The organism is Bradyrhizobium sp. BRP19 (assembly GCF_020194195.1).
GTDB classification, from domain to species: Bacteria; Pseudomonadota; Alphaproteobacteria; order Rhizobiales; family Xanthobacteraceae; genus Bradyrhizobium; species Bradyrhizobium yuanmingense.
In genome coordinates, this window is the sequence record NZ_JADYVZ010000001.1 from 344,173 (window position 1) to 367,206 (window position 23,034).

The window sequence follows — 23,034 nt, forward strand, 5'->3', positions numbered from 1 at the left end:
CTCTACAAGTTGGACCGGCTCGCCGGAACGGAACTGAGGCGAATCTTGAAGAGAATTTTCGCTCGCCGCCGACATTAGGTGGCTATCGACCCGGGGGGTGTCAAGTCATTGAAAAACGCGCGCCATCAGGCGCTTACGCAACGCGGCAAGCGACGCAACGCCGGCTGCGGAACCACGGCTCCGCAGCCAACTCGAGGAGACGATTGGAGCTTTCCAGCGCCGTCAGATCAGGCGCTGGCGTTCTCGACCGCGCGATCGGACCGATCGGCATAGATGTAGAGCGGACGCGCCGTGCCTTCCACGACTTCGCGGGAAATCACGACTTCTTCCACACCTTCCAGGCCCGGCAGGTCGAACATGGTCTCGAGCAGGATCGCCTCGAGGATCGAACGCAGGCCTCGCGCGCCGGTCTTGCGCTCGATCGCCTTGCGGGCGACCGCGCCAAGCGCCTCGTCGGCGAAGGTCAGCTCGATGTTCTCCATCTCGAACAGCCGCTGGTACTGTTTCACCAGCGCGTTCTTCGGCTCCGTCAGGATCTTCTTCAGCGAGGTCTCGTCGAGATCCTCGAGCGTCGCCACGACCGGCAGACGACCGACGAACTCGGGGATGAGGCCGTACTTCAGGAGGTCCTCAGGCTCGACGTGACGGAAGATCTCGCCGGTCCGGCGATCCTCCGGCGCGAGCACCTGGGCGCCGAAGCCGATCGAGGTCGACCGACCGCGCGCCGAGATGATCTTCTCGAGGCCGGCAAAGGCGCCGCCGCAGATGAACAGGATGTTGGTGGTATCCACCTGCAGGAACTCCTGCTGCGGATGCTTGCGGCCGCCCTGCGGCGGGACCGAAGCCACCGTGCCTTCCATGATCTTGAGCAGCGCCTGCTGCACGCCCTCACCCGACACGTCGCGCGTGATCGAGGGGTTGTCGGACTTGCGGCTGATCTTGTCGATTTCGTCGATGTAGACGATGCCGCGCTGGGCGCGCTCGACGTTGTAGTCGGCGGCCTGGAGCAGCTTCAGGATGATGTTCTCGACGTCCTCGCCGACATAGCCGGCTTCGGTCAGCGTCGTCGCATCGGCCATCGTGAACGGCACGTCCAGGATGCGGGCGAGCGTCTGCGCGAGCAGCGTCTTGCCCGAGCCGGTCGGACCGATCAGCAGGATGTTCGACTTCGCGAGCTCGACGTCGTTGTGCTTGGTCTGATGGTTGAGGCGCTTGTAGTGGTTGTGCACCGCGACCGACAGGACCTTCTTCGCATGGCTCTGGCCGATGACGTAATCGTCCAGCACCTTGCAGATTTCCTTCGGCGTCGGAATACCGTCGCGCGACTTGACCAGCGAGGATTTGTTCTCCTCGCGGATGATGTCCATGCAGAGCTCGACGCACTCGTCGCAGATGAAGACCGTGGGACCCGCGATCAGTTTGCGGACTTCGTGCTGGCTCTTGCCGCAGAACGAGCAATATAGCGTGTTCTTGGAGTCGCTCGTGCCGACCTTACTCATTCATGTCTCCGTCCGCGGTTCGATCCCGTTCCGCTCGATCGCTCCATTCCGACACGATGGTCGGCATGAAGCTTAAGTAGAGCAAATTCCGTACCAAAAAAGACCCTACGCTTTACTACATTCCGTGCGAATCACGGTGGTTCGATTCTCCCGCGATCATAGCCGATCAATCGTAGCCAACCATGCTGTCACCCGACTATCAAGAATTCGCTAATCGGGGGTCGCCGGCTACCCGTGACAATACCGTGATTTCCGGTCTTGGCACGGGCGAAGTGATCGAAAACACCCCGGCGTTGCTGGATTGCCACGAAAAACAAGCACGAAAGCGGAACTTTCTGCTTGTCGCAGGGCGCAAAACCGCGTTTTGCGCCGCGCGCACGCGCACCTAACGTGAACGCCGCCCTGACGGGTCAACGGCAAACCGAGGGCTCGTCGTGACGCCTCAGTAGTGCTACGGGGCCTTCGCCGGAGCCGGCTCCTCGGCGCGCTTATCGATCACCTTGTCGACCAGGCCGAACTCCTTGGCGTCGTTCGCAGTGAGGAACTTATCGCGTTCCAGCGCATCCTCGATCGACTTGTAGGTCTGGCCGGTGTGCTTGACGTAGATCTCGTTGAGCCGCTTCTTCAGGTTCAGGATCTCCTGGGCGTGCAGCATAATGTCGGTTGCCTGGCCCTGGAAGCCGCCGGAGGGCTGGTGCACCATGATGCGCGCGTTCGGCAGCGAGAAGCGCATGTCCTTCTCGCCGGCGCAAAGCAGCAGCGAGCCCATCGAAGCCGCCTGACCGGTGCACAGGGTCGAGACCGGCGGGCGGATGAACTGCATGGTGTCGTAGATCGCAAGGCCCGACGTCACCACGCCGCCCGGCGAGTTGATGTACATCGAGATTTCCTTCTTCGGATTTTCCGCCTCGAGGAACAAGAGCTGCGCGACGATCAGCGTCGACATGCCGTCCTCGACCGGGCCGGTCACGAAGATGATGCGCTCCTTCAAGAGGCGCGAGAAAATGTCGTAGGCGCGCTCGCCACGGTTGGTCTGCTCGACCACCATGGGCACGAGGTTCATGTAGGTTTCAACCGGATCGCGCATGAGTCACCTAGGGTTTCGGAGACGGACATCGCCGGGCAGGCTTGCCAGCTTGGCTGGATTTGCCGGAAGGCGAATGGACGTCCTGTGATGCAGGAACTTGGGTAAGAAGTAGAAAGGCGTAGCGACAGATATAGCCCATTTCGCTTCTGACAAGTGCGCAGCGCATTAAGGCTTAATCCGTGGCGGCAGTTGAAGCTGATTCGCACAAAGAGGCCCAGCCGGCCACCTGGCTAGCTGGGCCTCTTCGCTCATCATCCTTAATAGCGGGCTATCTCAAACCCTTCAGGCCGCGGTCTTTTCCGCGTCGTCGTCCTTGTAGAGGTCCTCGCGCGAAACCTTCTTCTCGGTCACGTTGGCGAGCTCGAGGATGAAGTCGACCACCTTGTCCTCGTAGATCGGCGCACGAAGCTGGGCCAACGCCTGGGCATTGTTGCGGTAGAAGTCCCAGACCTCCTTTTCGCGGCCGGGCATCGAGCGCGCGCGCTCGATCACGGCGCGGCCGACCTCGTCATCGGTCACGGTGATCTTGTTCTTCTCGCCGATCTCGGAGAGCACTAGGCCAAGCCGCACGCGGCGATCGGCGATCTTGCGATACTCCTCCTTTGCCTTGTCCTCGGTGGTGTCCTCGTCGGCAAAGGTCTTGCCGGCGGAGTCCATCTCGGCCTTGACCGAGTTCCACATCAGGCTGAACTCCTCGTCCACCAGCGAGGGCGGCGCCTCGAAGCGATGCGCCTCGTCGAGGCGGTCGAGCAGCGCGCGCTTGACGCGCTGGCGCGTGGCGGTGGCGAACTCGGCAACGAGGCGCTCGCGCGCGGCCTCTTTGAGCTTGTCCAGCGATTCCAGGCCGAGCGACTTGGCGAACTCGTCGTCGATCGCAAGGTCCTGCGGCGCCTCGATCAGCGTCGCGGTGGTCTCGAACTCCGCCGGCTGGCCGGCGAGCTTGTCGTTCATGTAGTTCTTCGGGAACGACACTTTCAGCGTGCGCGTCTCGCCTGCGCCGATGCCGATGAGCTGCTCCTCGAAGCCCGGAATGAAGGTGTTGGAGCCGATCAGGACCTGGATGCCCTCGCCGGTGCCGCCTTCGAAGATTTCGCCGTCGATGCGGCCCGTGAAGTTGATGGTAACGCGGTCGCCCGACTCAGCCTTGGTGCCCTCGCCCTTGGCGGCATAGGTGCGGTTGGAATCGGCGATGCGCTTGATCGCCTCGTCGACATCGGCGTCGGTGACATCAGCAACTGGCTTCTCGACCTGGAAGCTCTTGAAGTCGGCGAGCGCGATCGCCGGCACTACTTCGATGGCGACCGTGTAGGTCAAATCCGTCTTGCCGCTCAGCAGCTCCTCGACCTCGGCCTGTTCGCTCGGCATGGTGATTTTCGGCTCGGTCGCAAGGCGAAAGCCGCGCTCGGAGAACAGCTGCGTGTTGGTGTCGCGGATGGTCTGGTCGATGGTCTCGGCCATGACCGAGCGACCATAGACCTTCTTCAGGTGCGCGACCGGCACCTTGCCCGGACGGAAGCCGTTGATACGGACCTTGTCCTTGAGGTCGACGAGCTTGGCGCCGGCCTTGGCGTCGAGATCAGACGCGGGAACGCTGATCTTGAACTCGTGCTTCAAACCTTCCGAGAGGGTTTCTGTGACCTGCATGGCGTCCAATCTTCTTTTCGTTCGGCCCCGGCACGTCGCGCGTCGGGACGCTGTCGTTAATCGATCCGGCGCGAGGCAAACGCCTCCACGCCGGTGGTTCATCGGACCCGCTCCAGGCGGATGATCATCCGCGCGGAAGCAGGCCTCGTAATCCGTGCAAACGCGATAAGCGCTTGGTGCGGGCGGAGGGACTCGAACCCCCACAACTTTCGTCACTGGAACCTAAATCCAGCGCGTCTACCAGTTCCGCCACGCCCGCGTGAATTCGCATCAAGACCGGCCGCGATGCCGCGGGCGGCCGGGCTTATAGCATGTGCCTGACTGTTCGCAGCAAAAAAATGGCCTGATGGAGGCAAGCTTCAAGTAGGCACTGCGGCTGGACTTATCCAGCACGGCGTGGTCCGGATCGTGCCATGACAACGCGGATCCATGCTCCCCATCGGCGCGAGGTTTTGGCCGGCTTAGGGGCCTCGGCAGCCGGGCTGATCGTGGGCGGTGCAGGCCCATCCGTCACGGCCCAGCTCGCGCTGCAGGCGAGACCGGCAACGCTGGCTTTGAGACCGGGTCAGCCGGCTACACCAATCTGGGAGCTGGCCACCGTAAGCCACCTCAGAGACGTGCGTCTCAAGCGTTTCGATCGCTGCCAGGTGGTCTTCAGCAACAACCTCCCTGTGCCGATTGCGCCAGTCTGGTACAGCCTCCACGCGCCGATGGCCGCCGACCCGCTCCGCGGCCGCGCCCCGGCAGCGCCGGATGCGACAGAAACATCAATTATTTCAGTGCCTAATGCAGGCACCCTGCTGGCCGACTTCCGCCTCTTCGAGCACCGCCTGCAGCAGCCCGCACGCGCGCTTCCGATCATCGTGGCCGAAACCGGCCCGGTCGCCGTCGATCGTGATGAGCTCCTGCTGATCCAGGAATGGCGCCTGCGGCCGGATGGCACCGCGGTCCCGCCGGGCCAGGACCCGAAGGACACGACGCCGCTTTACACAATCAACGGCAAGACTTCATTCGAACTCTCAGCTTCGGCGGGCGAGCGGCTGCGGCTACGCTTCATCAACGGCTCGCAACGCTCTGTTCTCGCAATCAAATTGGAAAACCACGAAGTCCGCGTGATGGCCCTCGACGGCCAGCCGGCCGAGCCGTTCCCCGCGCGCAACGGCGCGTTGGTGCTGGCCCCGGGTGCGCGGGCCGACGCCTTCGTGGATGCGGCCAGTTCGGCCCCATTTATGCTGCATGACGGCAAGGCGGTGCGCCAGCTCGGACACCTGACTGTCTCCGGGAAGCTGGAGCGCGCTCCGCTGCCGCCGCCGCAGCCGCTCCCGCCGAATGATCTGCCCGAGAAGCTCGATCTACGAGCCGCCCTGCGGTTCGATGTCGCGCTCGGTACGGCCGATGCCGGCTGGGCACGGCCCGCGACCTTCTCCACCGCCTCCGCCCCTGCCTTCCGCGCCAAGACCGGCCGCACCGTGGTGCTGGCGCTGCAGAACCCCGCCCCGGTCACCACCGTGTTTCACCTGCACGGCCACCATTTCCGGCTGCTCGACAAGCTCGACGACGGCTGGAAGCCCTATTGGCTCGACACGCTGGCGATCGAGCCTGGCCAGACCCAGCGCATCGCGTTCGCCGCGACCTCGCCCGGACGCTGGCTGATCGAATCCGTCGTGACCGACTGGGCCGCGCCGCGGCTGGTGCGCTGGTACGGGGTGGAGTGAACGTTCAGTATTCGATGCCCAGCGCGTCATAGATCCGCCGGTGCACGGCCGGCAGCGTCTCGGTCAGATCCTCCGCGATCAGGCCCGGCCCAGCTTCGCTTCCCGCCTCGCCGTGCATCCAGACGCCGATGCTGGCGGCCTCGAACGCCGGCACGCCTTGCGCCAGGAGCCCGGCGATGATCCCGGACAGCACGTCGCCGGCGCCGGCAGTGGCGAGCCAGGGTGGCGCATTGGCCGCGATGGTGGCGCGGCCGTCGGGGGCGGCGATTGTGGTGTCCGGGCCCTTCAGCAGCACGACGGCGCCGCAGCGCTCGGCGGCGGCGCGGACGCGCTCGAGCTTGGAGCGGCCGGGATGCTTGTTGCTGAGGTCGGAGAACAGGCGCGGAAACTCGCCTTCGTGCGGGGTCAGCACCACCGCATTGTCCTGCGAGGACTTGATTGATTCAAACAGGCGCTCGGGGGTTGCGGCAAAGCTGGTCAGCGCATCCGCATCGAGCACCAGATGCCGGTGCGCGGTAAGCGCGGTGTGGATGAGATCGCAGGTGCGCTCACCGATGCCCGCACCGGGGCCGATGATACAGGTGTTGTAGCGTTTGTCGCCGAGCAGCTCGCCGAACTCGATCGCGCTGTCGACGGGGCGAACCATCACCGCGGTGAGCGCGGCAGCATTGATTGCGAGCGCATCGCGCGGGCTCGCCAGCGTCACGAGGCCCGCGCCGGCGCGCAGCGCGCCGCGCGCGGCGAGCCGTGCCGCGCCGGTCGCGGCTGCATCGCCCGAGACCGCGAGCACGTGACCGCGCGCATATTTGTGGCCATCGATGCGCGGCACCGGAAAGGCCGCGCCCCAGAGATCCGGATCGTTCTCGAAGGTCTGCGGCGCGATCTCCTCCAGCACCTGCGCATCGATGCCGATGTCGGCAACGCGCACGCGGCCGCAATGCATGCGCCCGGGCAACAGCAGATGCGCCGGCTTCTTTCGGAAGAAGGTGACGGTCTCGGTGGCGTTCACCGCCACGCCCATCACGGCCGCGCTGGTGCCGTTGATGCCGCTCGGCAGGTCGACCGCCAGCACCGGGGCACCGTTGGCGTTGATCGCCTCGATCATGGCGCGCGCTTCGCCATCCACGGTGCGGCTGAGGCCGGCGCCGAACAGCGCATCGATGATCAGCGCAGGCCTGCCGATCGCCTGCGGGTTGAACGGCAGCACCGGGTGCTTCCAGCCGCGCGCGGCCGAGGCGGCATCGCCCTGGAGCTGGTCCCGCTCGCACATCAGGATCACCGAGACCTCGCGCCCCTGCGCGGCGAGCTCGGCCGCGGCCACGAAACCGTCCCCGCCATTGTTGCCGGGGCCGGCGACGATCAGGATCGGCCCCTCCTCCACCAGCGCATGGGCGGCCTCGGCGACCGCCTGGCCGGCGCTGAGCATCAGCTTGAAACCGGGCGTGCCGGCCGCGATGGCAAGCTGGTCGGCTCGCTGCATTTCGGCGTTGGTCAGAACTTCCATGCCACTTCCTAGTACAAACGCCTCTTGAACAGGCATCTTTTGCGCCGATCCGGCGGTGGGAACGTCGAAATGCACATATATTGAACCGTTTGCCTATTTTGCGGTCTTCGGTATTTTGTGCAGGTCGGCACCATCACTCAGAGATGCTCGTTAAAAGGCTGATAACGCTCCGATAATCAGGGCATTTGCAACTTGGCATAGACCCTGCTTTCGAGGAAGCCGCTTCGGTTCGTCGTGCTCACTGACATCTTGAAGGGCGTGGCCGGCCGTTGTTGCCGGACGGGTCAGGGATCCCGGCACAGAGAAGACAAGATCGTGCGTTGAGAAATGCGCGTCCTGACGAAGACGTTGCTATTGGATCGAAAGGCCGGGAGTCGCGCAGTGAAGAAAATCGAAGCCATCATCAAGCCATTCAAGCTCGACGAGGTGAAGGAAGCGCTTCAAGAAGTCGGTCTGCAGGGCATCACCGTCACCGAGGCCAAGGGCTTTGGCCGGCAGAAGGGCCACGCCGAACTTTACCGCGGCGCAGAATACATCGTCGACTTCCTGCCGAAGGTCAAAATCGAGATCGTGATCGGCGACGATCTGGTCGAGCGGGCCATCGACGCGATCCGCCGCGCCGCGCAGACCGGCCGCATCGGCGACGGCAAGATTTTCGTCTCCAACATCGAAGAGGCGATCCGCATCCGAACCGGCGAATCCGGGCTGGACGCTATCTGAACCGGGTGCTATCCCGCATTTTGCGACACTCTGACAAGAAATAAGGCTGCTTCGGCGGCCTGATTTCGTTTGTGCGGTCGCGCGCGAACTCGCCAAAAGCGAGAACAATCTTGCTCACCTGGAAACCGACCCGCAGAGCCATAAGGGGTATGCATGAAGACCGCCAAAGACGTCCTGAAATCGATCAAGGACAACGACGTGAAGTACGTCGACCTGCGCTTCACCGATCCGCGCGGCAAGTGGCAGCACGTCACGTTCGACGTCAGCATGATCGATGAAGACATCTTCGCCGAAGGGACGATGTTCGACGGCTCCTCGATTGCCGGCTGGAAGGCGATCAACGAGTCCGACATGTGCCTGATGCCCGATCCGGTGACCGCGACGATCGACCCGTTCTTCGCCGAGACCACCATGGTCATCACCTGCGACGTGCTCGAGCCGACCACCGGCGAGCCCTATAACCGCGACCCCCGCGGCATCGCCAAGAAGGCCGAGGCGATGGTGAAGTCGATGGGCGTGGGCGACGCCGTGTTCGTCGGCCCCGAAGCCGAGTTCTTCGTGTTCGACGACGTGCGCTTCTCCTCCACCCCCTACAACACCGGTTTCCGCCTCGACTCCTCGGAGCTGCCGACCAACTCCGACACCGAATATGAAGGCGGCAATCTCGGCCACCGCGTCCGCACCAAGGGCGGCTATTTCCCGGTGCCGCCGCAGGACTCGGTGCAGGACATGCGCTCGGAGATGCTAGGCGCCATGGCCAAGATGGGCGTCAAGGTCGAGAAGCATCACCACGAGGTCGCTTCCGCCCAGCACGAGCTCGGCATGAAGTTCGACACGCTGACGCTGATGGCCGACCACATCCAGATCTACAAGTACTGCATCCACCAGGTCGCGCACATCTACGGCAAGACCGCCACCTTCATGCCGAAGCCGGTCTACGGCGACAACGGCTCGGGCATGCACGTGCACCAGTCGATCTGGAAGGACGGCAAGCCGGTGTTTGCTGGCAACAAGTACGCCGACCTGTCGGAGACCTGCCTCCACTATATCGGCGGCATCATCAAGCACGCCAAGGCGATCAACGCCTTCACCAACCCGTCGACCAACTCCTACAAGCGTCTGGTCCCGGGCTATGAGGCCCCCGTGCTGCTCGCCTATTCCGCGCGCAACCGCTCGGCGTCGTGCCGCATCCCCTACACCGCGTCGCCGAAGGCCAAGCGCGTCGAGGTGCGCTTCCCCGATCCGCTCGCCAATCCCTATCTCGGTTTCGCCGCGATGCTGATGGCCGGCCTCGACGGCATCAAGAACAAGATGGATCCGGGTCCGGCCATGGACAAGGACCTCTACGATCTGCCGAAGGAAGAGCTGAAGCAGATCCCGACCGTGTGCGGCTCGCTTCGCGAGGCGCTCGAAAACCTCGACAAGGACCGCGCCTTCCTCAAGGCCGGCGGCGTGTTCGACGACGACTTCATCGACGCCTATATCGAGCTGAAGATGACCGAGGTCGAGCGCTTCGAGATGACCCCGCACCCGGTTGAGTTCGACATGTACTATTCGGGCTAAGCGGTCCGAACTATCCGCGACAAGCAAAAGGCGCTTCCGGAAGGAGGCGCCTTTTCGTTTGAGGAGGCTCGACAGCTACCACGTCGCCGTGAACGCCCGCTGCAGCTCGGCCGGAGCCGGGGCGCCCGCTCGCGATCAGCACCTCGCCGCCTTCTGTTACGGGTTGTTTGGTCGCGGCATCAAATGGTCGAGCAGGCCGGTGGGGAGCGGAAACACCACGGTTGACGAGCGTTCACCGGCGATGTCGTGCAGAGCTGCGAAGTAACGCAGCTGCATTGCCTGAGGCTCTTGCGCCAGGATCCGGCCGGCTTCGACGAGCTTTTCGGCGGCCTGCTGCTCGCCCATCGCATTGATCACCTTGGCTCGCCGCAAGCGCTCCGCCTCGGCCTGTTTGGCGATCGCGCGAACCATGGTTTCGTTGATATCGACGTCCTTGATCTCTATGCCGGTGACCTTGATGCCCCAGACGTCAGTCTGCTTGTCGAGGATCTCCTGGATATCGGCGTTCAACCTGTCGCGCTCGGCAAGCATCTCGTCGAGCTCATGCTTGCCGAGCACCGAACGCAACGTGGTCTGGGCGAGCTGGCTGGTCGCCGCCATGTAGTCGCCGACCTTGATGATGGCGCGCTCGGGGTCGACGATGCGGAAGTACAGGACGGCGTTGACCTTGACGGAGACGTTGTCCCGCGAAATCACGTCCTGCGGCGGCACCACCTGCACCATCACCCGCAGATCGACCTTGACGAGTTGCTGCACGATCGGGATGAGGAGTATCAGGCCCGGGCCCTTCACACCGGTAAAGCGGCCGAGCGTGAAGACGACGCCGCGCTCGTATTCGCGCAGGATTCGAATGGCCTGGGATAGAAACACGATGACAAGCAGCGCAAGCGCCGCATACGTCAGATATTCCAGCGTCATGATGTACCTCCCTCGCCTGTCCTGGCGGGTGTGCGGCGTATCAGCAGCGTCAGGTCGACGACATTGGCGACCTCCACCGTCTCTCCGGGCTTGAAGGTTTCGGCGCCGCGCGCCTGCCAGCGCTCACCATGGGCGAAGACATGACCTTCGTTCCCGTTCCAGTCGAGAACCTCGGCGGGTAAGCCGCGCATGGCCTGTGCGCCGACCAGCGCAGGAGCTTTGCGGGCGCGCCGAAGTGAGCCAAGCACGATCAGAGCAAAGCCGCTGAACACGACCGCAGTGGTGCCGATCACCCACCAGGACAGTTGGTATCCAGGCGCCTCGCTCCTGAAGAGCATCATTGCTCCCAGCACGAAAGCGATGATCCCGCCGAAGCCGACCACCACGGTCGGGTTGAAGGCTTCGACGGTGAGAAGCACGAGTCCCACCAGCATCAGGGCGAGGCCGGCATAGTTGATCGGCAGCAAATTGAGCGCGTAGAGGCCGATCAGCAGGCAGATCGCGCCGATAACTCCGGGGGCGACGGCTCCGGGAGACATGAACTCGAAGATCAGGCCGTAGATGCCGACCATCAGGAGAATGAACGCCACGTTCGGGTTGGTGATGACCGCCAGGAACCGGGATATCTGTCCGGGCTCGATGGCTTCGACGACAGCATCCTTTGTTGCGAGGCGTTGCGTCCTGCCGCCTGCGAGCTCCACCACACGGCCATCAACCTGCCGCAGCAATTCAGCCTGATCGCGCGCGACGAGATCGATGGCATGTGCCTCCAGCGCGCCGTTGGCGGAGAGTGTTGCGGCCTCGCGGACCGCCCTCTCCGCCCACTCCGCATTGCGGTTGCGCAGCTCGGCGAGGCTTCGGATGAAGGCGACGGCATCGTTCGTGGCCTTCGCCGTCATCGCGTCCTTCGGCTCATCCTTCTTGTCTTTGCCATCCTTGTCGGGTGTGCCGCTCGGCAGGCCCGGCAGCGGTCCGCCAATCTGGACCGGCGTCGCCGCACCGATGTTGGTACCTGGTGCCATCGCCGCGATGTGGGTCGCGTAAAGGATATAGGTCCCCGCACTCGCCGCGTGGGCCCCGGAGGGAGCGACGTAGCCAATGACCGGGACGTGCGAGGCGAGCACATCCGCGATGATCTCGCGCATGCTGGAATTGAGCCCGCCGGGCGTGTTCATCCTCAGAAGCACGACCTCGGCGCGCCGTTCGCTCGCCGTGGCCAAAGCCTCCCGGACGTAGCTGGCTGACGCCGGGCCAATCGCCCCGTCGATCGAAACAACAAGGGCTACGCGCTTGCTCTCCTCCGCTGAGCTGGGAAGGAGGCAGCAGATCAAAGCCACGACGGTGATCGCCGCAACGAGGGCCGCCTTCATGGTCTGCACGGCACGGGCTCCCTTGCAGAGCATATGGTAATTCTTCTCATGAACCTCAATGCTGCGCGTGGAGATCAACGTTGCGATTGTGCAACGCAATGGGAATGCCCATGCAGGATTGCCGATGCGCTCGGCCTCGGCGAGCGTACGTTGAACCGAAAATTCCAGGACTCACGCACGAGCCGCCGCAATCCTTCATCATGCGCAGCCGTGTCGAGCACGCGCGCACCCTGCTGGAATCGACGACGCAGCCGATCAAGACCATCGCGCGCGCTGCCGGCTATGAGGATGAGAGCAGCTTCCGCAAGCTGACACTGATGTCACGCAATCCTATCGTGCGCGACGGATGGAGCGGGCGGTGTGAGGCTGGTGCCGTTGGCATGACCGATGGACGCAGTCCGGTCGCGGCGCTCTCGCTGGGCACAGCCTGAGCGCATCTACGATTCAACACGGTAGAGAAATTTTGCGCCACGGCGCGGCCATCAGCTTTCGTTCTGCATCTGACTCCAATTCGTTCTCAAAGAACAAATCAGAGCCGCAAAAACCAGGACGGAGCATTTCCTACTGATTGGTTTACTCCGTCGGAAATTCGGGATGCACCTTGGATAAACAGTCCTCGTAGGGCGGATTAGCCGAAGGCGTAATCCGGCTACTGCGTGCGACGCTCACGCACGTTCGCCAAAGTTACCATCCGCGTTGCTATCTCCTGCCCAATCCGAAACAGTCCGGCCTCGACATCTCGGTGAAATGACGAATGCGGCCAATCCAACACGCGGGTCACATATCCGTGCTTGACTGGGTTGATGTAGCAATACTCGATATGGCGTGCATAGTCGGTTTCGTCGCGGATGAGGTGCTCCCAGAACCGGTTCTGCCATACGCCACGCTCCCGTCTTGCGATCTGTACAGCGGTTAAAGGCTCTGTCTTCGGCAGGGACTTCGCGAAGCGCATCTTGATCAATCTCCACCGCATCGAAAAGTCGGCATCGCCGCGGGGAAGCGTCCAGACCGCATGAAGGTGGTCCGGAAGCACGACAAACGCATCGATAGTGAACGAATAGTCCCGACGGGTCGCTGCAACGGCCGCGCGCAGCGCTGCGATGTGCTCGACGAGCAGCCGCTGCCTACGATCATGAAGATTGACCGTGAAGAACCAGCAGCCACCTGGAACAAATGCACGGCGGTAGTTCGGCATTGCAGCTGCCCCATGAACTAAAGATGGCGGATTACGCCTTCGGCTAATCCGCCCTACTCAGTCCAAGCCGAGTGCGCAACGTGGCAGAAGCTGGATTCCCGGCTCTGCGCCGCAACGCTCCGCGTTGCAGCTGGTCCGGGACACGACCGCGGCTACGCCTCCGCCTTCTGCCTTGTCACCAGCGCCTCGCCGAAGGCCTCGAACAGCTTGCGGTTGATCGGATTGTGCTGCGGGTCGTACTCCGCGTGCCATTGCACGCCGAGGGCAAAGCTCGGGGCTTCCGCGATGCGGATCGCCTCGATGGTGCCGTCCTCGGCGATGCCTTCGATCAGCACGCGCTTGCCGGGATCGAGAATGCCCTGTCCGTGCAGCGAATTGACCCGGATCTTCTCGCAGCCGAGGATCGTGGCGAAGGCGCCGCCGGGCGTCAGCTCGACGTCGTGACGGTCGGCGAACACCACGGTCGGATCGGGATGGATCTCGCCGTTCTCGAGCCGGGGCATGCGGTGGTTCATGCGGCCGGGGATCTCGCGGATCTCGGGATGCAGCGAGCCGCCGAAGGCGACGTTCATCTCCTGCAGGCCGCGGCAGATGCCGAACAGCGGAATGCCGCGGGCGACGCAGGCGACCGAGAGCGCCAGCGCGACCTCATCGCGGTGGATGTCGTAGGGTTCGTGCTTCTCGCAGGGATCGACGTTGAAGCGGGTCGGGTGAACGTTGGCCCGGGCCCCGGTCAAGATGATGCCGTCGACGGTATCGAGCAGCGCCGGGATATCCGTGATGTCGGGGGCTCCAGCGAACATCAACGGCAAGCCGCCGGAGACTTCGGCCACGGCGCGCAGGTTTCGCTCGCCAACCATCTGGACCTGAAATCGATTCTCGACGCGATAGGAATTCCCGATCACGCCGACGACCGGCTTTCTCATCTGTCGTTCCGCGCCTCCCGATAAGAAGATTCCCCAAACATGCCCCTCCGATACAACAAATTCAACAGAGGGGATCGCGGGACGGCAATGCTATTTTCGCGCAAATGCCTCCTGGGCGTCCAACCCGCCTTCCACGGGCAGACCCGCGGCCCTCAGTGCGATTGCCGCTGTCTCACCCGGCGCGGTCAGCCAGGGAAGCTTGGCCTCGATTCCGCGCGTCACGGGCTCCCCGAGCACGCCTCCGAAGTCGATCGGCCAGAACCCGTTGGGCACCACCTCGGCGGAGAAGCCGCGGATCGCATAGCCCTCGCCCAGGATTGCCTCTGCCTTGTCGCTGGCGACAAGGCGCGCGGTGTTGGGATCCCTGAGATCGCCAAAGCTCACGAGCACGGGGATGAGTTCTCCTTGCACCGGGACAATGCCGGTCTGCCGGCTCATGTCCTTGAACGACACCCGGCTGCCGCGCGCGGCGCCATAGGCGCGGAGCGCCACATAGTTGATGTCGTCGAGGTCGAGCTTGGCGCCCTGCTGGTGCGCCAGCAAGACCACGATGTTCTTGCCTTGGCCGAGATCGACGAACACGGCCTCCCCGCGCGTCGTGGTGCGGCCGCTGCGGTTATAGTTGCGATCGGGCACGACAGCGAGAATGGCCGACCCGGTCTTGATCCCGGCGGGCGTCGTCACCTCGACCGTTAGGCGGTATTTGTGGTCCGGCCGGTTGATCCGGATCTGGTCGCCGCCGACGAGCAAAGCCAACAGCCCGAGCAGACCGGCCCACTTGCTGATAACGCCCAAGCGCCCCTCACTTCCTTTTCGCCACCGCTCTGCACCGTTCGCGCGGCAGCGTCAAACAGGCGCGTTGCCGCTCTTGATCGGAAGCGTGTTTGTCGAAAGAGTGCCCCATTGCAGCCACCAAAGACAGGATACGATGTGACCTTTCCCGCAGATGAACGATCCCGCTCCCGTGCCGACCTCGCGCGGGATCAGGCCTGGGCGATCGCGGCCGGAGGCATCGGCGTCGTTCTGTTCACCGCGCTGCTCGCCTTCACCTGGTATTTTGCCGCCACCCTGCTGCTGATCTTCACCGGCATGCTGCTCGGCCTCGGTCTCAACGCTCTGGTCAATGCGCTCGGCCGCCGGGTCCAGCTGCCTCACACGATCCGGCTTGCAATCGTCTGCGTTGCGCTCGCTTTGCTGCTCGCGGGCGTCGCCTATCTCGGCGGCGCCACCATTGCCGAACAGGCCTCGCTGCTGAGCAAGACCATCAAGTCGCAGATCACCAATGTCAGGTCGCTGCTCGAAAGCCACGGCATCGACACCAGCTTTTTCGACCTCGGCAACGCTGCCTCGGACCCCGCCGCCAACGCGTCCTCGGAGGCAACGCCCGCGCCGGCAACGCCTTCGCGCGCTCCGCTGCCCAGTGCCGGCACGCTCGCCTCCAGCGGCGGTGCGATCGTGAGCCAGACATTCAAACTGCTGCTCGGCACCATCCACGGCGTCGGCAACATCTTCATCGTGCTGTTCCTGGGCCTGGCCTTCGCCGCCCAGCCCAGCGTCTATCATGACGGTCTGCTGTTCCTGGCACCGGCGCGGCACCGTACCCGTGTCGCCCTGGTCATTGACCGTATCGCTGAAACGCTCGAGCGCTGGCTGATCGCCCAGATCATCGTCATGATCGCGGTCGGTGTCGTAACCTGGATCGGACTTGCCGTCATCGGCATCCCCGGCGCGTTCATCCTAGGAATCCAGGCGGGCCTGCTCGCCTTCATCCCCACGGTGGGAGCCATCATCGCCGGCGTCATCGTGGTGTTGGCGAGCCTCGCCTCCGGCTGGATCCCCGCTTTGTCGGCATTTCTGCTGTTCATGGGCGTGCACGCCATGGAAAGCTACGTGCTGACGCCGATCCTGCAGCGCCAGGCACTCGACATCCCGCCGGCCACGCTGTTCGCGTTCCAGATCCTGCTCGGCGTCGTGTTCGGCATCTGGGGCCTGGCGCTGGCGCTCCCGCTGGTAGCCATCGCCAAGGTCATGATCGACCATGTCAAGACCTACGAGGCGTCGCCTCTCGCGGAGGCGGCCTAGAGCATGATCCGGACCCGGAGGACCGCGTTAGCGCAAAGTGTGGAGCGGTTTTCCGATAAGATCATGCTCCCGAGATAAAGCCTCAGGTCGTCAGCACGGTCTCGGTGTGCTCGACCTCGGGAGGCGCGGCAAAATACTGGCCGACCAGGCCGCGCCATTCCGTGAAATTCTCCGAGCCGCGGAAGTCCACAGTGTGGTTCTCCAGCGTCGCCCATTTCACCATCAGCCGGTAACGCTGCGGCTTCTCGATCGACTTGTGCAGCTCGAAGCCGTGAAAGCCCTTGGAGCGGCCGAAAGCGGCCTTGGCCTTGGCAACGGCGGCCTCAAAATCCTTCTCGCTGCCCGGCTTGACGTCAATTTGCGCGATCTCGGTGATCATCGGCTTTCCACCCTTTTTGTTGATGGCCGTGTCTACCGCAGATGGCGACAAAGAAAAAGGCGCTGAAGCGGCGCCCTGCCCGGTCTGGAAATGCAGGCCTGTCAGGCGAACAGCAGGACCGTGCCCGCGACGATCAGCGCACAACCCGCGAACAACACGAACGGCCAGTAGCTGCGTTGCTGCGTGTAGCGGCCTTGCGCACGACGCTCGGTGATCAGCGCGCTCTCGTATTCGTCCGCAGTGGAGAACAGACAGGCGAAACCGCCGCGGGCCGAGGCAGCTTCGGCTTCGAGCGACATCAGGGCGGCTTGCGGATTCCGTCGACGGATCGATTCCATGACCACGATGGTAGGGATCGAATGGTAAACAGAGATTTACCGCAAGCCCGCCCTGCATGCTCACGCGGTGACCGGACGCGCCTGCGATGCGCCGGTCCGCGCCGCGCTCTGGCGGCGCCAGTTCTCCAGCGACAGCGGCAGCTCCTCGGCCGCCTCGACGCGGTTGCGGCCGCCGCGCTTGGCCTGGTAGAGCGCGGTGTCCGCCGAGGCCAGCAGCACCTCCAGCTCGGTGCCGGCCGGACCTCCGGCAACGCCGATGCTGACGGTGGTATCGACCGGACCTTCGTCGACCACGACGCCGGAGGTCTCGAACGCCTCGCGCACGCGCTCGGCGACCAGCACGCCCTCCTCCAGTGAGCATGGCAATAGCGCGGCGAACTCCTCGCCGCCGATGCGTCCCGACAGGTCGGAGATGCGCAAATTGCTGACCACGACGGTGGAGAACAGCTTCAGCATCTCGTCGCCGGCGGGATGGCCGAAGCGGTCGTTGATCGACTTGAAATGGTCGATGTCGAAGATCATCACGGTCACCGGCCGCCCGGCCTTGGCCTCGCGCTCGATCACGCGCGCACAAGCCTCCGAGAAGCCGCGCCGGTTGAGCATGCCGGTCAAGGGATCGGTCGATGCCGCAGTCCGATGCGCGGTGACGGTGCGTTCCGACACCAGCATGAAGATGACGAACACGGTGCCGACGGCATAGAGTATGAGCTCGACCGCGAACACGGTGACCCAGATGCTCGAGGAGAAGCCGGCATCATGCGGGCGCAGGAAGCTGCCGATCAGGATCGGCAGCATCAACACGCAGCCGTGCATCACCGGCATCACGAAGGCGGGCCAGCGCCGTTGCACGCTCTTGCGCCGTTCGGTCCAGAGCTCGCTCGCAGTCAGCGCCGCGTACACCGAGACGATGCCGGCGCCGACGAGCATGCGCAGCATCGATGAAGCGGGATCGAGCAGCGTCGCAGCAGCGACCCAGGCGAGCGCGCCGAGCACGAGCCCCGGCCAGTTCGGGTTGCGGCCGTGGAAGACGCGCGCCGCGTTCCAGACCATGCCGCAGGCGACGAAACCGACCGCGTTCAGTGCAAGGTAAATGTGCGGCCCCAGCCTGTCGCCCGCCGCGGTCCATAGCGCGACGGAGGCGGCACCGAGCAGATAGGCGGTGCCCCACCATTTCAGCGCCGGGCTGTTCTCCTGCTTGCCGAAAAACACCATCATGGCGCCGAGCAGTGCGGCGACCATGGTGGCGACCAAATAGAGCGTGATGCTATCGAGCGACATCATGTCGGCCCCCTCTAGAACATAGCAGTTACGCGATCGGCCCAGCCGATTTGCGCGCCCTTCCGAAGGCGACGCTAGGTCTCGCGGGTTCCATTCAGGTTTTCGCCGGTCCCTAAGTTTTCGGGAAACACGCCATCAATTTGCATACAAACGAACAACAAAAAGGGCGCTGAAATCAGCGCCCTTTTGCATCTCATTGAAGCCGCTTTCGCGGCGAATGCGACAGAAGCGATTAACGCTTCGAGAACTGGAAGGACCGGCGGGCCTTGGCCTTGCCGTACTTCTTGCGCTCGACCACGCGCGAGTCGCGGGTGAGGAAGCCGCCTTTCTTGAGCACGGAGCGCAGCTCAGGCTCGAAATAGGTGAGCGCCTTGGAGATGCCGTGACGGACCGCGCCGGCCTGGCCGGACAGGCCGCCGCCGGCGACGGTGCAGATCACGTCGTACTGGCCCGAACGCTGGGCCACGGAGAACGGCTGCTCGATCATCATGCGCAGCACGGGACGGGCGAAATAGACCTCGACCTCGCGCGAGTTGACGGTGACCTTGCCGGCGCCCGGCTTGATCCAGACGCGGGCGACCGCGTCCTTGCGCTTGCCGGTGGCGTAAGCGCGGTTGAACTTGTCGACCTTCTTCTCGTGCTTGGGCGCCTCGGGCGCGGCCGCCGTCTTGAGCTGCGAGAGCTGGTCGAGCGACTGAATGGATTCGGCCATGTTATGCGGCCCTCGTGTTCTTGCGGTTCAACTTGGCGATATCGATCTTCTCGGGCTGCTGCGCCTCGTGCGGATGATCGGCGCCGCCGTAGACACGGAGGTTACCCATCTGCACGCGGCCGAGCGGACCACGCGGGATCATGCGCTCGACGGCCTTCTCGAGCACGCGCTCGGGATGACGGCCTTCGAGGATCTGGCGCGCCGTGCGCTCCTTGACGTGGCCGACATAGCCGGTGTGCTTGTAGTAGGTCTTCTGCTCGCGCTTGCGACCGGTGAGGACCGCATGCTGCGCGTTGATGATGATGACGTTGTCGCCGCAATCGACGTGCGGGGTGTAGGTCGGGAGGTGCTTGCCGCGCAGGCGCATGGCGACGATGGTGGCGAGGCGGCCGACGACCAGACCCTTGGCGTCGATCAGCACCCACTTCTTCGTCACCTCAGCCGGCTTTGCCGAAAAGGTTTTCATGTCGGAGTTTCCGTGGACGGGAGATATCGGCGCGAACACCGCACCAGACTGCGCGCGGTTCTAGAGAAGAGCGGCGCAACGGTCAATGCCTCAGAGATGAAATTAATTACGTAAAATCAATGGCTTAAAAATAAGGTACGACAATACCTGCGAAAACCTCAAACATTTGGAATGGAATAGGTCGAGGTGACATGAGCGATCGGATCCGGCGAGGTGCCGGACAGCAGCTTCACCTCCCCGACCGCCAACCGTTTGCCGAGCTTGAGCAGTCGCGCCTCCGCCAGCACGTCCTGGCCGGGCTGGCCCTTGCGCAGGAAGTTGATGTTGAGATTGGTGGTCACGGCGAGTCCGATCGGCCCGATGGCAGACAGCAGCACCACGTACATGGCGAAATCCGCGAGCGCCATCAGCGTCGGCCCGGACACGGTTCCGCCCGGTCGCAGCATCTTTTCGCTGTAGCGCTGCCGCAGAAGGCAGGTCTGTCCGTCCGCGCTTTCGATCGTGATGTCGTCGCCGCTGAATGCCTGGGGAAACTCGTGGCGGAGGAACTGCTCGAGCTCCGCCACGCTCATTTTCGCTGCCGCCATGCTGTTCCCACCCTCGCTTCACTTGCCCTGTTACATTAAGTTAGCTGCGTCATTCAAATGCAATAATCCAACGGAAACGCTTCGATGTCCGTTCAGGCCGCCCGCGCCCCCACCCCGCAACCGCCGATCCTGCTGCGCGAGATCGTCGGCAGCGTCGCCGTGCTCACGCTGAACCGACCAGCCGCGCGCAACAGCCTTTCCGAGGCGATGATCGGACAGCTGCATGCGAGCCTCAACGCAATCGCGGAAGACAAGCACATCCGCGCGGCCGTCATCGCGGCCAACGGCCCCGCTTTTTCCGCCGGCCACGACATAAAGGAACTGACCGCGCGCCGCACCGATCCGGATCGGGGTCGGGCTTATTTTGCGCAGATCATGACGGCCTGCAGCGCGATGATGCAGGCGGTCGTGCATCTGCCGAAGCCCGTGGTCGCGGCCGTCCAGGGCATCGCAACCGCCGCCGGCTGCCAGCTCGTCGCCAGCTGCGATCTTGCGATCGCATCGCACGAGGCGAAGTTCGCCACACCCGGCGTCGATATCGGCCTGTTCTGCTCGACCCCGATGGTGGCGCTGTCGCGCAACGTGCCGCGCAAACAGGCCATGGAGATGCTGCTGACGGGCGAGCCTGTCACGGCCGAGCGCGCCCGCGACATCGGGCTCGTCAACCGCGTCGTTCCCGCCGGCACCGAACTCGGCGCCGCGATCGAGCTCGCGCAACAGGTCGCGTTGAAATCCGCCTACACGATCAAGCTCGGCAAGGAGGCCTTCTACCGCCAGGCCGAGATGAGCCTTGCAGACGCCTATCGCTATGCCGCAGAGGTGATGACCGAGAACATGATGGCGCGCGACGCCGAGGAAGGCATCGGCGCCTTCATCGAGAAGCGCGCGCCGACATGGCGGGATGAATGACCCCCGCCAACAAGAAAAGATAAGTGATGAACCACGACGCCTATCCCGACAATTATATCCGCGGCATCCTCAACAGCGTGAAATCGATCGCGATGGTCGGGGCATCACCGGTCAATGTGCGGCCGAGCTATTTCGCGTTCAAATACCTGATGCAGCGCGGCTACGACATGATCCCGGTCAATCCCGGCCATGTCGGCAAGGAGCTGCTCGGCAAGCCGTTCGTCGCATCACTGTCGGATATCGGCCGCCCCGTCGACATGGTCGACATCTTCCGCAACTCCAGCCACATCATGCCCGTCGTCGAGGAGGCGCTCACGCTCGACCCGCTGCCGAAGGTGATCTGGATGCAGCTCGGCGCGCGCGACGATGCGGCAGCCGCGAAAGCGGAATCAGTCGGGATCAAGGTGGTCATGAACCGCTGCCCCAAGATCGAATATGGCCGCCTGTCGTCAGAAATCTCCTGGATGGGCGTGAATTCGCGCACGCTCAGCTCCAAGCGCGCGCCGGCGCCGACGCAGGGCATGAGGCTGTCCCTCAATCGGATGAGTGTCGGCGGTGGCGACACCGCCGCATCGGATCGCGCTGCGAAGAACAAGAGCGAGCAAAGCTGACGCGATTGCGAAGGCTTCGTTTCGCAAACGCGACAATGCGCAGCACGATCGTTCCCAAAATGATTCCGATGTGACGCCGCGCCTTGACGGCGGGCACGGCGCCGATCAGCATGCCGCGCGAATTTCAGGCCACAAGAACAGGACGCCCAAATGAGCGATCGCCTTCCGGGATTTTCAACGCTCGCCGTGCATGCCGGTGCACAGCCCGACCCCACCACCGGCGCGCGCGCGACTCCGATTTATCAAACGACCTCTTTCGTCTTCAACGATGCCGATCACGCCGCCTCGCTGTTCGGCCTGCAGGCGTTCGGCAACATCTATACCCGCATCGGCAATCCCACCAATGCGGTGCTGGAAGAGCGCGTCGCCGCACTCGAAGGCGGCACGGCCGCGCTCGCGGTCGCTTCCGGCCATGCCGCGCAGGTCGTGGTGCTGCAGCAGCTGCTTCAGCCCGGCGACGAATTCATCGCCGCGCGAAAGCTCTATGGCGGCTCGATCAACCAGTTCACGCACGCCTTCAAGAGCTTTGGCTGGAACGTGGTGTGGGCCGATCCCGACGATATCGCGAGCTTCGAGCGTGCGGTGACGCCGCGCACGAAAGCGATCTTCATCGAGTCCATCGCCAACCCCGCCGGCAGCATCACCGACATCGAGGCGATCTCGACCGTGGCACGCAAGGCGGGCGTGCCGCTGATCGTCGACAACACGCTGGCTTCGCCCTATCTGATCCGTCCGATCGATCATGGCGCTGACATCGTCGTGCACTCGCTGACGAAATTCCTGGGCGGCCACGGCAACTCGCTCGGCGGCATCATCGTCGATGCCGGCACCTTCGACTGGTCCACGGGCGGCAAGTACCCCATGCTCTCGGAGCCGCGCCCGGAATATCACGGCATCCGGCTGCAGGAGACCTTCGGCAATTTCGCCTTCGCGATCGCCTGCCGCGTGCTGGGCCTGCGCGACCTCGGACCGGCGTTGTCGCCCTTCAACGCCTTCATGATCCTGACCGGCATCGAGACTCTGCCGCTGCGCATGCAGAAGCACTGCGACAATGCCAAAGCCGTTGCCGAATACCTCGCGGGACATCCGGCGGTGGCCTCGGTGAGCTATGCCGGGCTGCCGAGCGACAAGTACAATCAGCTCGCGCGCAAATACGCACCAAAGGGCGCCGGCGCGGTGTTCACCTTCAGCCTGAAGGGCGGCTATGACGCCGGCGTCAGCCTGGTGTCGAAGCTGCAGTTGTTCTCGCACCTCGCCAATGTCGGCGACACCCGCTCGCTGGTGATCCATCCGGCCTCGACCACGCACAGCCAGCTCGACGACGCCGCCAAGATCAACTCCGGCGCCGGCCCGGACGTGGTCCGGATCTCGGTCGGCATCGAGGACAAGGAAGACCTGATCGCGGATCTGGAACAGGCGCTGGGGACGTAGCGCCTGGGAACGACGGCGGCCGTTTTGGCCGCCGTCGGTTAACCCTCATTAACCATATCTGCCTCATACATCGTGCTTGGATCGCCCCTTTGATTCGGAG

General features: G+C 63.7%; 23 protein-coding genes, 1 tRNA gene and 1 pseudogene. 9 read left to right on the forward strand and 16 right to left on the reverse strand.

Annotated features, from left to right (window positions below):
* Positions 1-227: 227 nt before the first annotated feature.
* Positions 228-1,499: an ATP-dependent Clp protease ATP-binding subunit ClpX gene (clpX, locus tag I6F36_RS01625; protein WP_008547851.1), complete on the reverse strand. Its 1,272-nt coding sequence runs from the start codon at positions 1,497-1,499 to the stop codon at positions 228-230.
* A 182-nt stretch (positions 1,500-1,681) separates the two neighbouring features.
* On the opposite strand from clpX, the gene I6F36_RS01630 reads away from it, so the two are divergent.
* Entirely contained in the window at positions 1,682-1,888 is a 207-nt protein-coding gene (locus I6F36_RS01630) for a hypothetical protein (protein ID WP_157283534.1), read from the forward strand.
* Between the two features lie 62 nt (positions 1,889-1,950).
* On the opposite strand, the gene I6F36_RS01635 is transcribed toward I6F36_RS01630, so the two are convergent.
* From I6F36_RS01635 to I6F36_RS01645, 3 genes are all read right to left on the reverse strand, one after another.
* On the reverse strand, positions 1,951-2,586 hold the full coding sequence (locus I6F36_RS01635) for an ATP-dependent Clp protease proteolytic subunit (protein ID WP_025036638.1): 636 nt from the start codon (positions 2,584-2,586) through the stop codon (positions 1,951-1,953).
* Positions 2,587-2,868: 282 nt separating this feature from the next.
* Positions 2,869-4,230, reverse strand: a complete 1,362-nt coding sequence (gene tig / locus I6F36_RS01640; RefSeq protein ID WP_225150085.1) for a trigger factor — start codon at positions 4,228-4,230, stop codon at positions 2,869-2,871.
* Between the two features lie 174 nt (positions 4,231-4,404).
* Positions 4,405-4,489: transfer RNA gene (locus I6F36_RS01645), tRNA-Leu, on the reverse strand.
* Positions 4,490-4,643: 154 nt separating this feature from the next.
* Between I6F36_RS01645 and I6F36_RS01650 the strand changes: the two genes are divergently transcribed.
* Positions 4,644-5,945 carry a multicopper oxidase family protein gene (locus tag I6F36_RS01650; protein ID WP_225170934.1) on the forward strand — a complete coding sequence of 434 codons (1,302 nt, stop codon included), beginning with the start codon at positions 4,644-4,646 and terminating at the stop codon, positions 5,943-5,945.
* 4 nt (positions 5,946-5,949) lie between these two features.
* Here the strand turns inward: I6F36_RS01650 and I6F36_RS01655 are convergent, their stop codons facing one another.
* Complete coding sequence (locus I6F36_RS01655) at positions 5,950-7,449, reverse strand: NAD(P)H-hydrate dehydratase (protein WP_225125151.1); 1,500 nt, start codon at positions 7,447-7,449, stop codon at positions 5,950-5,952.
* A 381-nt stretch (positions 7,450-7,830) separates the two neighbouring features.
* Between I6F36_RS01655 and I6F36_RS01660 the strand changes: the two genes are divergently transcribed.
* Positions 7,831-8,169 carry a P-II family nitrogen regulator gene (locus I6F36_RS01660; RefSeq protein WP_007603495.1) on the forward strand — a complete coding sequence of 113 codons (339 nt, stop codon included), beginning with the start codon at positions 7,831-7,833 and terminating at the stop codon, positions 8,167-8,169.
* Between the two features lie 153 nt (positions 8,170-8,322).
* Positions 8,323-9,732, forward strand: a complete 1,410-nt coding sequence (gene glnA / locus I6F36_RS01665) for a type I glutamate--ammonia ligase (RefSeq protein WP_036010292.1) — start codon at positions 8,323-8,325, stop codon at positions 9,730-9,732.
* Positions 9,733-9,888: 156 nt separating this feature from the next.
* On the opposite strand, the gene I6F36_RS01670 is transcribed toward glnA, so the two are convergent.
* Both I6F36_RS01670 and I6F36_RS01675 read right to left on the reverse strand, forming a co-directional pair.
* The gene (locus I6F36_RS01670) at positions 9,889-10,650 is read right to left on the reverse strand and encodes a slipin family protein (RefSeq protein ID WP_036025384.1); all 762 of its coding nucleotides are present in this window, start codon (positions 10,648-10,650) and stop codon (positions 9,889-9,891) included.
* Positions 10,647-12,029 carry a nodulation protein NfeD gene (locus I6F36_RS01675; RefSeq protein WP_225170935.1) on the reverse strand — a complete coding sequence of 461 codons (1,383 nt, stop codon included), beginning with the start codon at positions 12,027-12,029 and terminating at the stop codon, positions 10,647-10,649. Before I6F36_RS01675 ends, I6F36_RS01670 begins: the two co-directional genes overlap by 4 nt.
* Before the next feature lie 191 nt (positions 12,030-12,220).
* Between I6F36_RS01675 and I6F36_RS01680 the strand changes: the two genes are divergently transcribed.
* A complete protein-coding gene (locus I6F36_RS01680; RefSeq protein WP_249786448.1) occupies positions 12,221-12,451 on the forward strand; it encodes a hypothetical protein in 231 nt (76 codons plus the stop codon).
* 234 nt (positions 12,452-12,685) lie between these two features.
* Here the strand turns inward: I6F36_RS01680 and I6F36_RS01685 are convergent.
* The 3 genes and pseudogenes from I6F36_RS01685 to I6F36_RS01695 all read right to left on the reverse strand — a co-directional run bounded on the left by I6F36_RS01685 (position 12,686) and on the right by I6F36_RS01695 (position 14,936).
* A pseudogene (locus I6F36_RS01685) lies at positions 12,686-13,215 on the reverse strand (transposase).
* A 152-nt stretch (positions 13,216-13,367) separates the two neighbouring features.
* On the reverse strand, positions 13,368-14,141 hold the full coding sequence (locus I6F36_RS01690) for a gamma-glutamyl-gamma-aminobutyrate hydrolase family protein (protein ID WP_036025392.1): 774 nt from the start codon (positions 14,139-14,141) through the stop codon (positions 13,368-13,370).
* 90 nt (positions 14,142-14,231) lie between these two features.
* Positions 14,232-14,936: a hypothetical protein gene (locus tag I6F36_RS01695; protein ID WP_225170936.1), complete on the reverse strand. Its 705-nt coding sequence runs from the start codon at positions 14,934-14,936 to the stop codon at positions 14,232-14,234.
* Between the two features lie 135 nt (positions 14,937-15,071).
* Here I6F36_RS01695 and I6F36_RS01700 point away from each other — a divergent pair, with 135 nt between their 5' ends.
* Positions 15,072-16,223, forward strand: a complete 1,152-nt coding sequence (locus I6F36_RS01700; RefSeq protein WP_225170937.1) for an AI-2E family transporter — start codon at positions 15,072-15,074, stop codon at positions 16,221-16,223.
* Positions 16,224-16,305: 82 nt separating this feature from the next.
* Here the strand turns inward: I6F36_RS01700 and I6F36_RS01705 are convergent, their stop codons facing one another.
* The 6 genes from I6F36_RS01705 to I6F36_RS01730 form a co-directional block, all read right to left on the reverse strand.
* A complete protein-coding gene (locus I6F36_RS01705; protein WP_025036647.1) occupies positions 16,306-16,602 on the reverse strand; it encodes an antibiotic biosynthesis monooxygenase in 297 nt (98 codons plus the stop codon).
* 101 nt (positions 16,603-16,703) lie between these two features.
* On the reverse strand, positions 16,704-16,940 hold the full coding sequence (locus I6F36_RS01710; RefSeq protein ID WP_036010312.1) for a hypothetical protein: 237 nt from the start codon (positions 16,938-16,940) through the stop codon (positions 16,704-16,706).
* A gap of 60 nt (positions 16,941-17,000) precedes the next feature.
* The gene (locus tag I6F36_RS01715; protein WP_036010314.1) at positions 17,001-18,221 is read right to left on the reverse strand and encodes a diguanylate cyclase; all 1,221 of its coding nucleotides are present in this window, start codon (positions 18,219-18,221) and stop codon (positions 17,001-17,003) included.
* Between the two features lie 229 nt (positions 18,222-18,450).
* The gene (gene rpsI, locus I6F36_RS01720) at positions 18,451-18,930 is read right to left on the reverse strand and encodes a 30S ribosomal protein S9 (RefSeq protein ID WP_018642439.1); all 480 of its coding nucleotides are present in this window, start codon (positions 18,928-18,930) and stop codon (positions 18,451-18,453) included.
* A 1-nt stretch (position 18,931) separates the two neighbouring features.
* A complete protein-coding gene (gene rplM, locus I6F36_RS01725) occupies positions 18,932-19,396 on the reverse strand; it encodes a 50S ribosomal protein L13 (protein ID WP_018642440.1) in 465 nt (154 codons plus the stop codon).
* Between the two features lie 158 nt (positions 19,397-19,554).
* A complete protein-coding gene (locus I6F36_RS01730) occupies positions 19,555-19,983 on the reverse strand; it encodes a PaaI family thioesterase (protein ID WP_036010317.1) in 429 nt (142 codons plus the stop codon).
* A gap of 84 nt (positions 19,984-20,067) precedes the next feature.
* On the opposite strand from I6F36_RS01730, the gene I6F36_RS01735 reads away from it, so the two are divergent.
* From I6F36_RS01735 to I6F36_RS01745, 3 genes are all read left to right on the forward strand, one after another.
* On the forward strand, positions 20,068-20,892 hold the full coding sequence (locus tag I6F36_RS01735) for an enoyl-CoA hydratase (protein ID WP_225170938.1): 825 nt from the start codon (positions 20,068-20,070) through the stop codon (positions 20,890-20,892).
* Positions 20,893-20,918: 26 nt separating this feature from the next.
* Positions 20,919-21,503 carry a CoA-binding protein gene (locus I6F36_RS01740; RefSeq protein WP_036010322.1) on the forward strand — a complete coding sequence of 195 codons (585 nt, stop codon included), beginning with the start codon at positions 20,919-20,921 and terminating at the stop codon, positions 21,501-21,503.
* Positions 21,504-21,653: 150 nt separating this feature from the next.
* Positions 21,654-22,934 carry an O-acetylhomoserine aminocarboxypropyltransferase gene (locus I6F36_RS01745; protein ID WP_225170939.1) on the forward strand — a complete coding sequence of 427 codons (1,281 nt, stop codon included), beginning with the start codon at positions 21,654-21,656 and terminating at the stop codon, positions 22,932-22,934.
* The last annotated feature ends 100 nt before the right edge of the window (positions 22,935-23,034 follow it).

Excerpts from the sequence above, each read along its gene's own strand:
- clpX (WP_008547851.1), bottom strand. The coding sequence starts at position 1,499 with ATGAGTAAGGTCGGCACGAGCGACTCCAAGAACACGCTATATTGCTCG.
- I6F36_RS01630 (WP_157283534.1), top strand. The coding sequence starts at position 1,682 with ATGCTGTCACCCGACTATCAAGAATTCGCTAATCGGGGGTCGCCGGCT.
- I6F36_RS01635 (WP_025036638.1), bottom strand. The coding sequence starts at position 2,586 with ATGCGCGATCCGGTTGAAACCTACATGAACCTCGTGCCCATGGTGGTC.
- tig (WP_225150085.1), bottom strand. The coding sequence starts at position 4,230 with ATGCAGGTCACAGAAACCCTCTCGGAAGGTTTGAAGCACGAGTTCAAG.
- I6F36_RS01650 (WP_225170934.1), top strand. The coding sequence starts at position 4,644 with ATGACAACGCGGATCCATGCTCCCCATCGGCGCGAGGTTTTGGCCGGC.
- I6F36_RS01655 (WP_225125151.1), bottom strand. The coding sequence starts at position 7,449 with ATGGAAGTTCTGACCAACGCCGAAATGCAGCGAGCCGACCAGCTTGCC.
- glnA (WP_036010292.1), top strand. The coding sequence starts at position 8,323 with ATGAAGACCGCCAAAGACGTCCTGAAATCGATCAAGGACAACGACGTG.
- I6F36_RS01670 (WP_036025384.1), bottom strand. The coding sequence starts at position 10,650 with ATGACGCTGGAATATCTGACGTATGCGGCGCTTGCGCTGCTTGTCATC.
- I6F36_RS01680 (WP_249786448.1), top strand. The coding sequence starts at position 12,221 with ATGCGCAGCCGTGTCGAGCACGCGCGCACCCTGCTGGAATCGACGACG.
- I6F36_RS01690 (WP_036025392.1), bottom strand. The coding sequence starts at position 14,141 with ATGAGAAAGCCGGTCGTCGGCGTGATCGGGAATTCCTATCGCGTCGAG.
- I6F36_RS01705 (WP_025036647.1), bottom strand. The coding sequence starts at position 16,602 with ATGATCACCGAGATCGCGCAAATTGACGTCAAGCCGGGCAGCGAGAAG.
- I6F36_RS01710 (WP_036010312.1), bottom strand. The coding sequence starts at position 16,940 with ATGGAATCGATCCGTCGACGGAATCCGCAAGCCGCCCTGATGTCGCTC.
- I6F36_RS01715 (WP_036010314.1), bottom strand. The coding sequence starts at position 18,221 with ATGATGTCGCTCGATAGCATCACGCTCTATTTGGTCGCCACCATGGTC.
- rpsI (WP_018642439.1), bottom strand. The coding sequence starts at position 18,930 with ATGGCCGAATCCATTCAGTCGCTCGACCAGCTCTCGCAGCTCAAGACG.
- rplM (WP_018642440.1), bottom strand. The coding sequence starts at position 19,396 with ATGAAAACCTTTTCGGCAAAGCCGGCTGAGGTGACGAAGAAGTGGGTG.
- I6F36_RS01730 (WP_036010317.1), bottom strand. The coding sequence starts at position 19,983 with ATGGCGGCAGCGAAAATGAGCGTGGCGGAGCTCGAGCAGTTCCTCCGC.
- I6F36_RS01735 (WP_225170938.1), top strand. The coding sequence starts at position 20,068 with ATGTCCGTTCAGGCCGCCCGCGCCCCCACCCCGCAACCGCCGATCCTG.
- I6F36_RS01740 (WP_036010322.1), top strand. The coding sequence starts at position 20,919 with ATGAACCACGACGCCTATCCCGACAATTATATCCGCGGCATCCTCAAC.
- I6F36_RS01745 (WP_225170939.1), top strand. The coding sequence starts at position 21,654 with ATGAGCGATCGCCTTCCGGGATTTTCAACGCTCGCCGTGCATGCCGGT.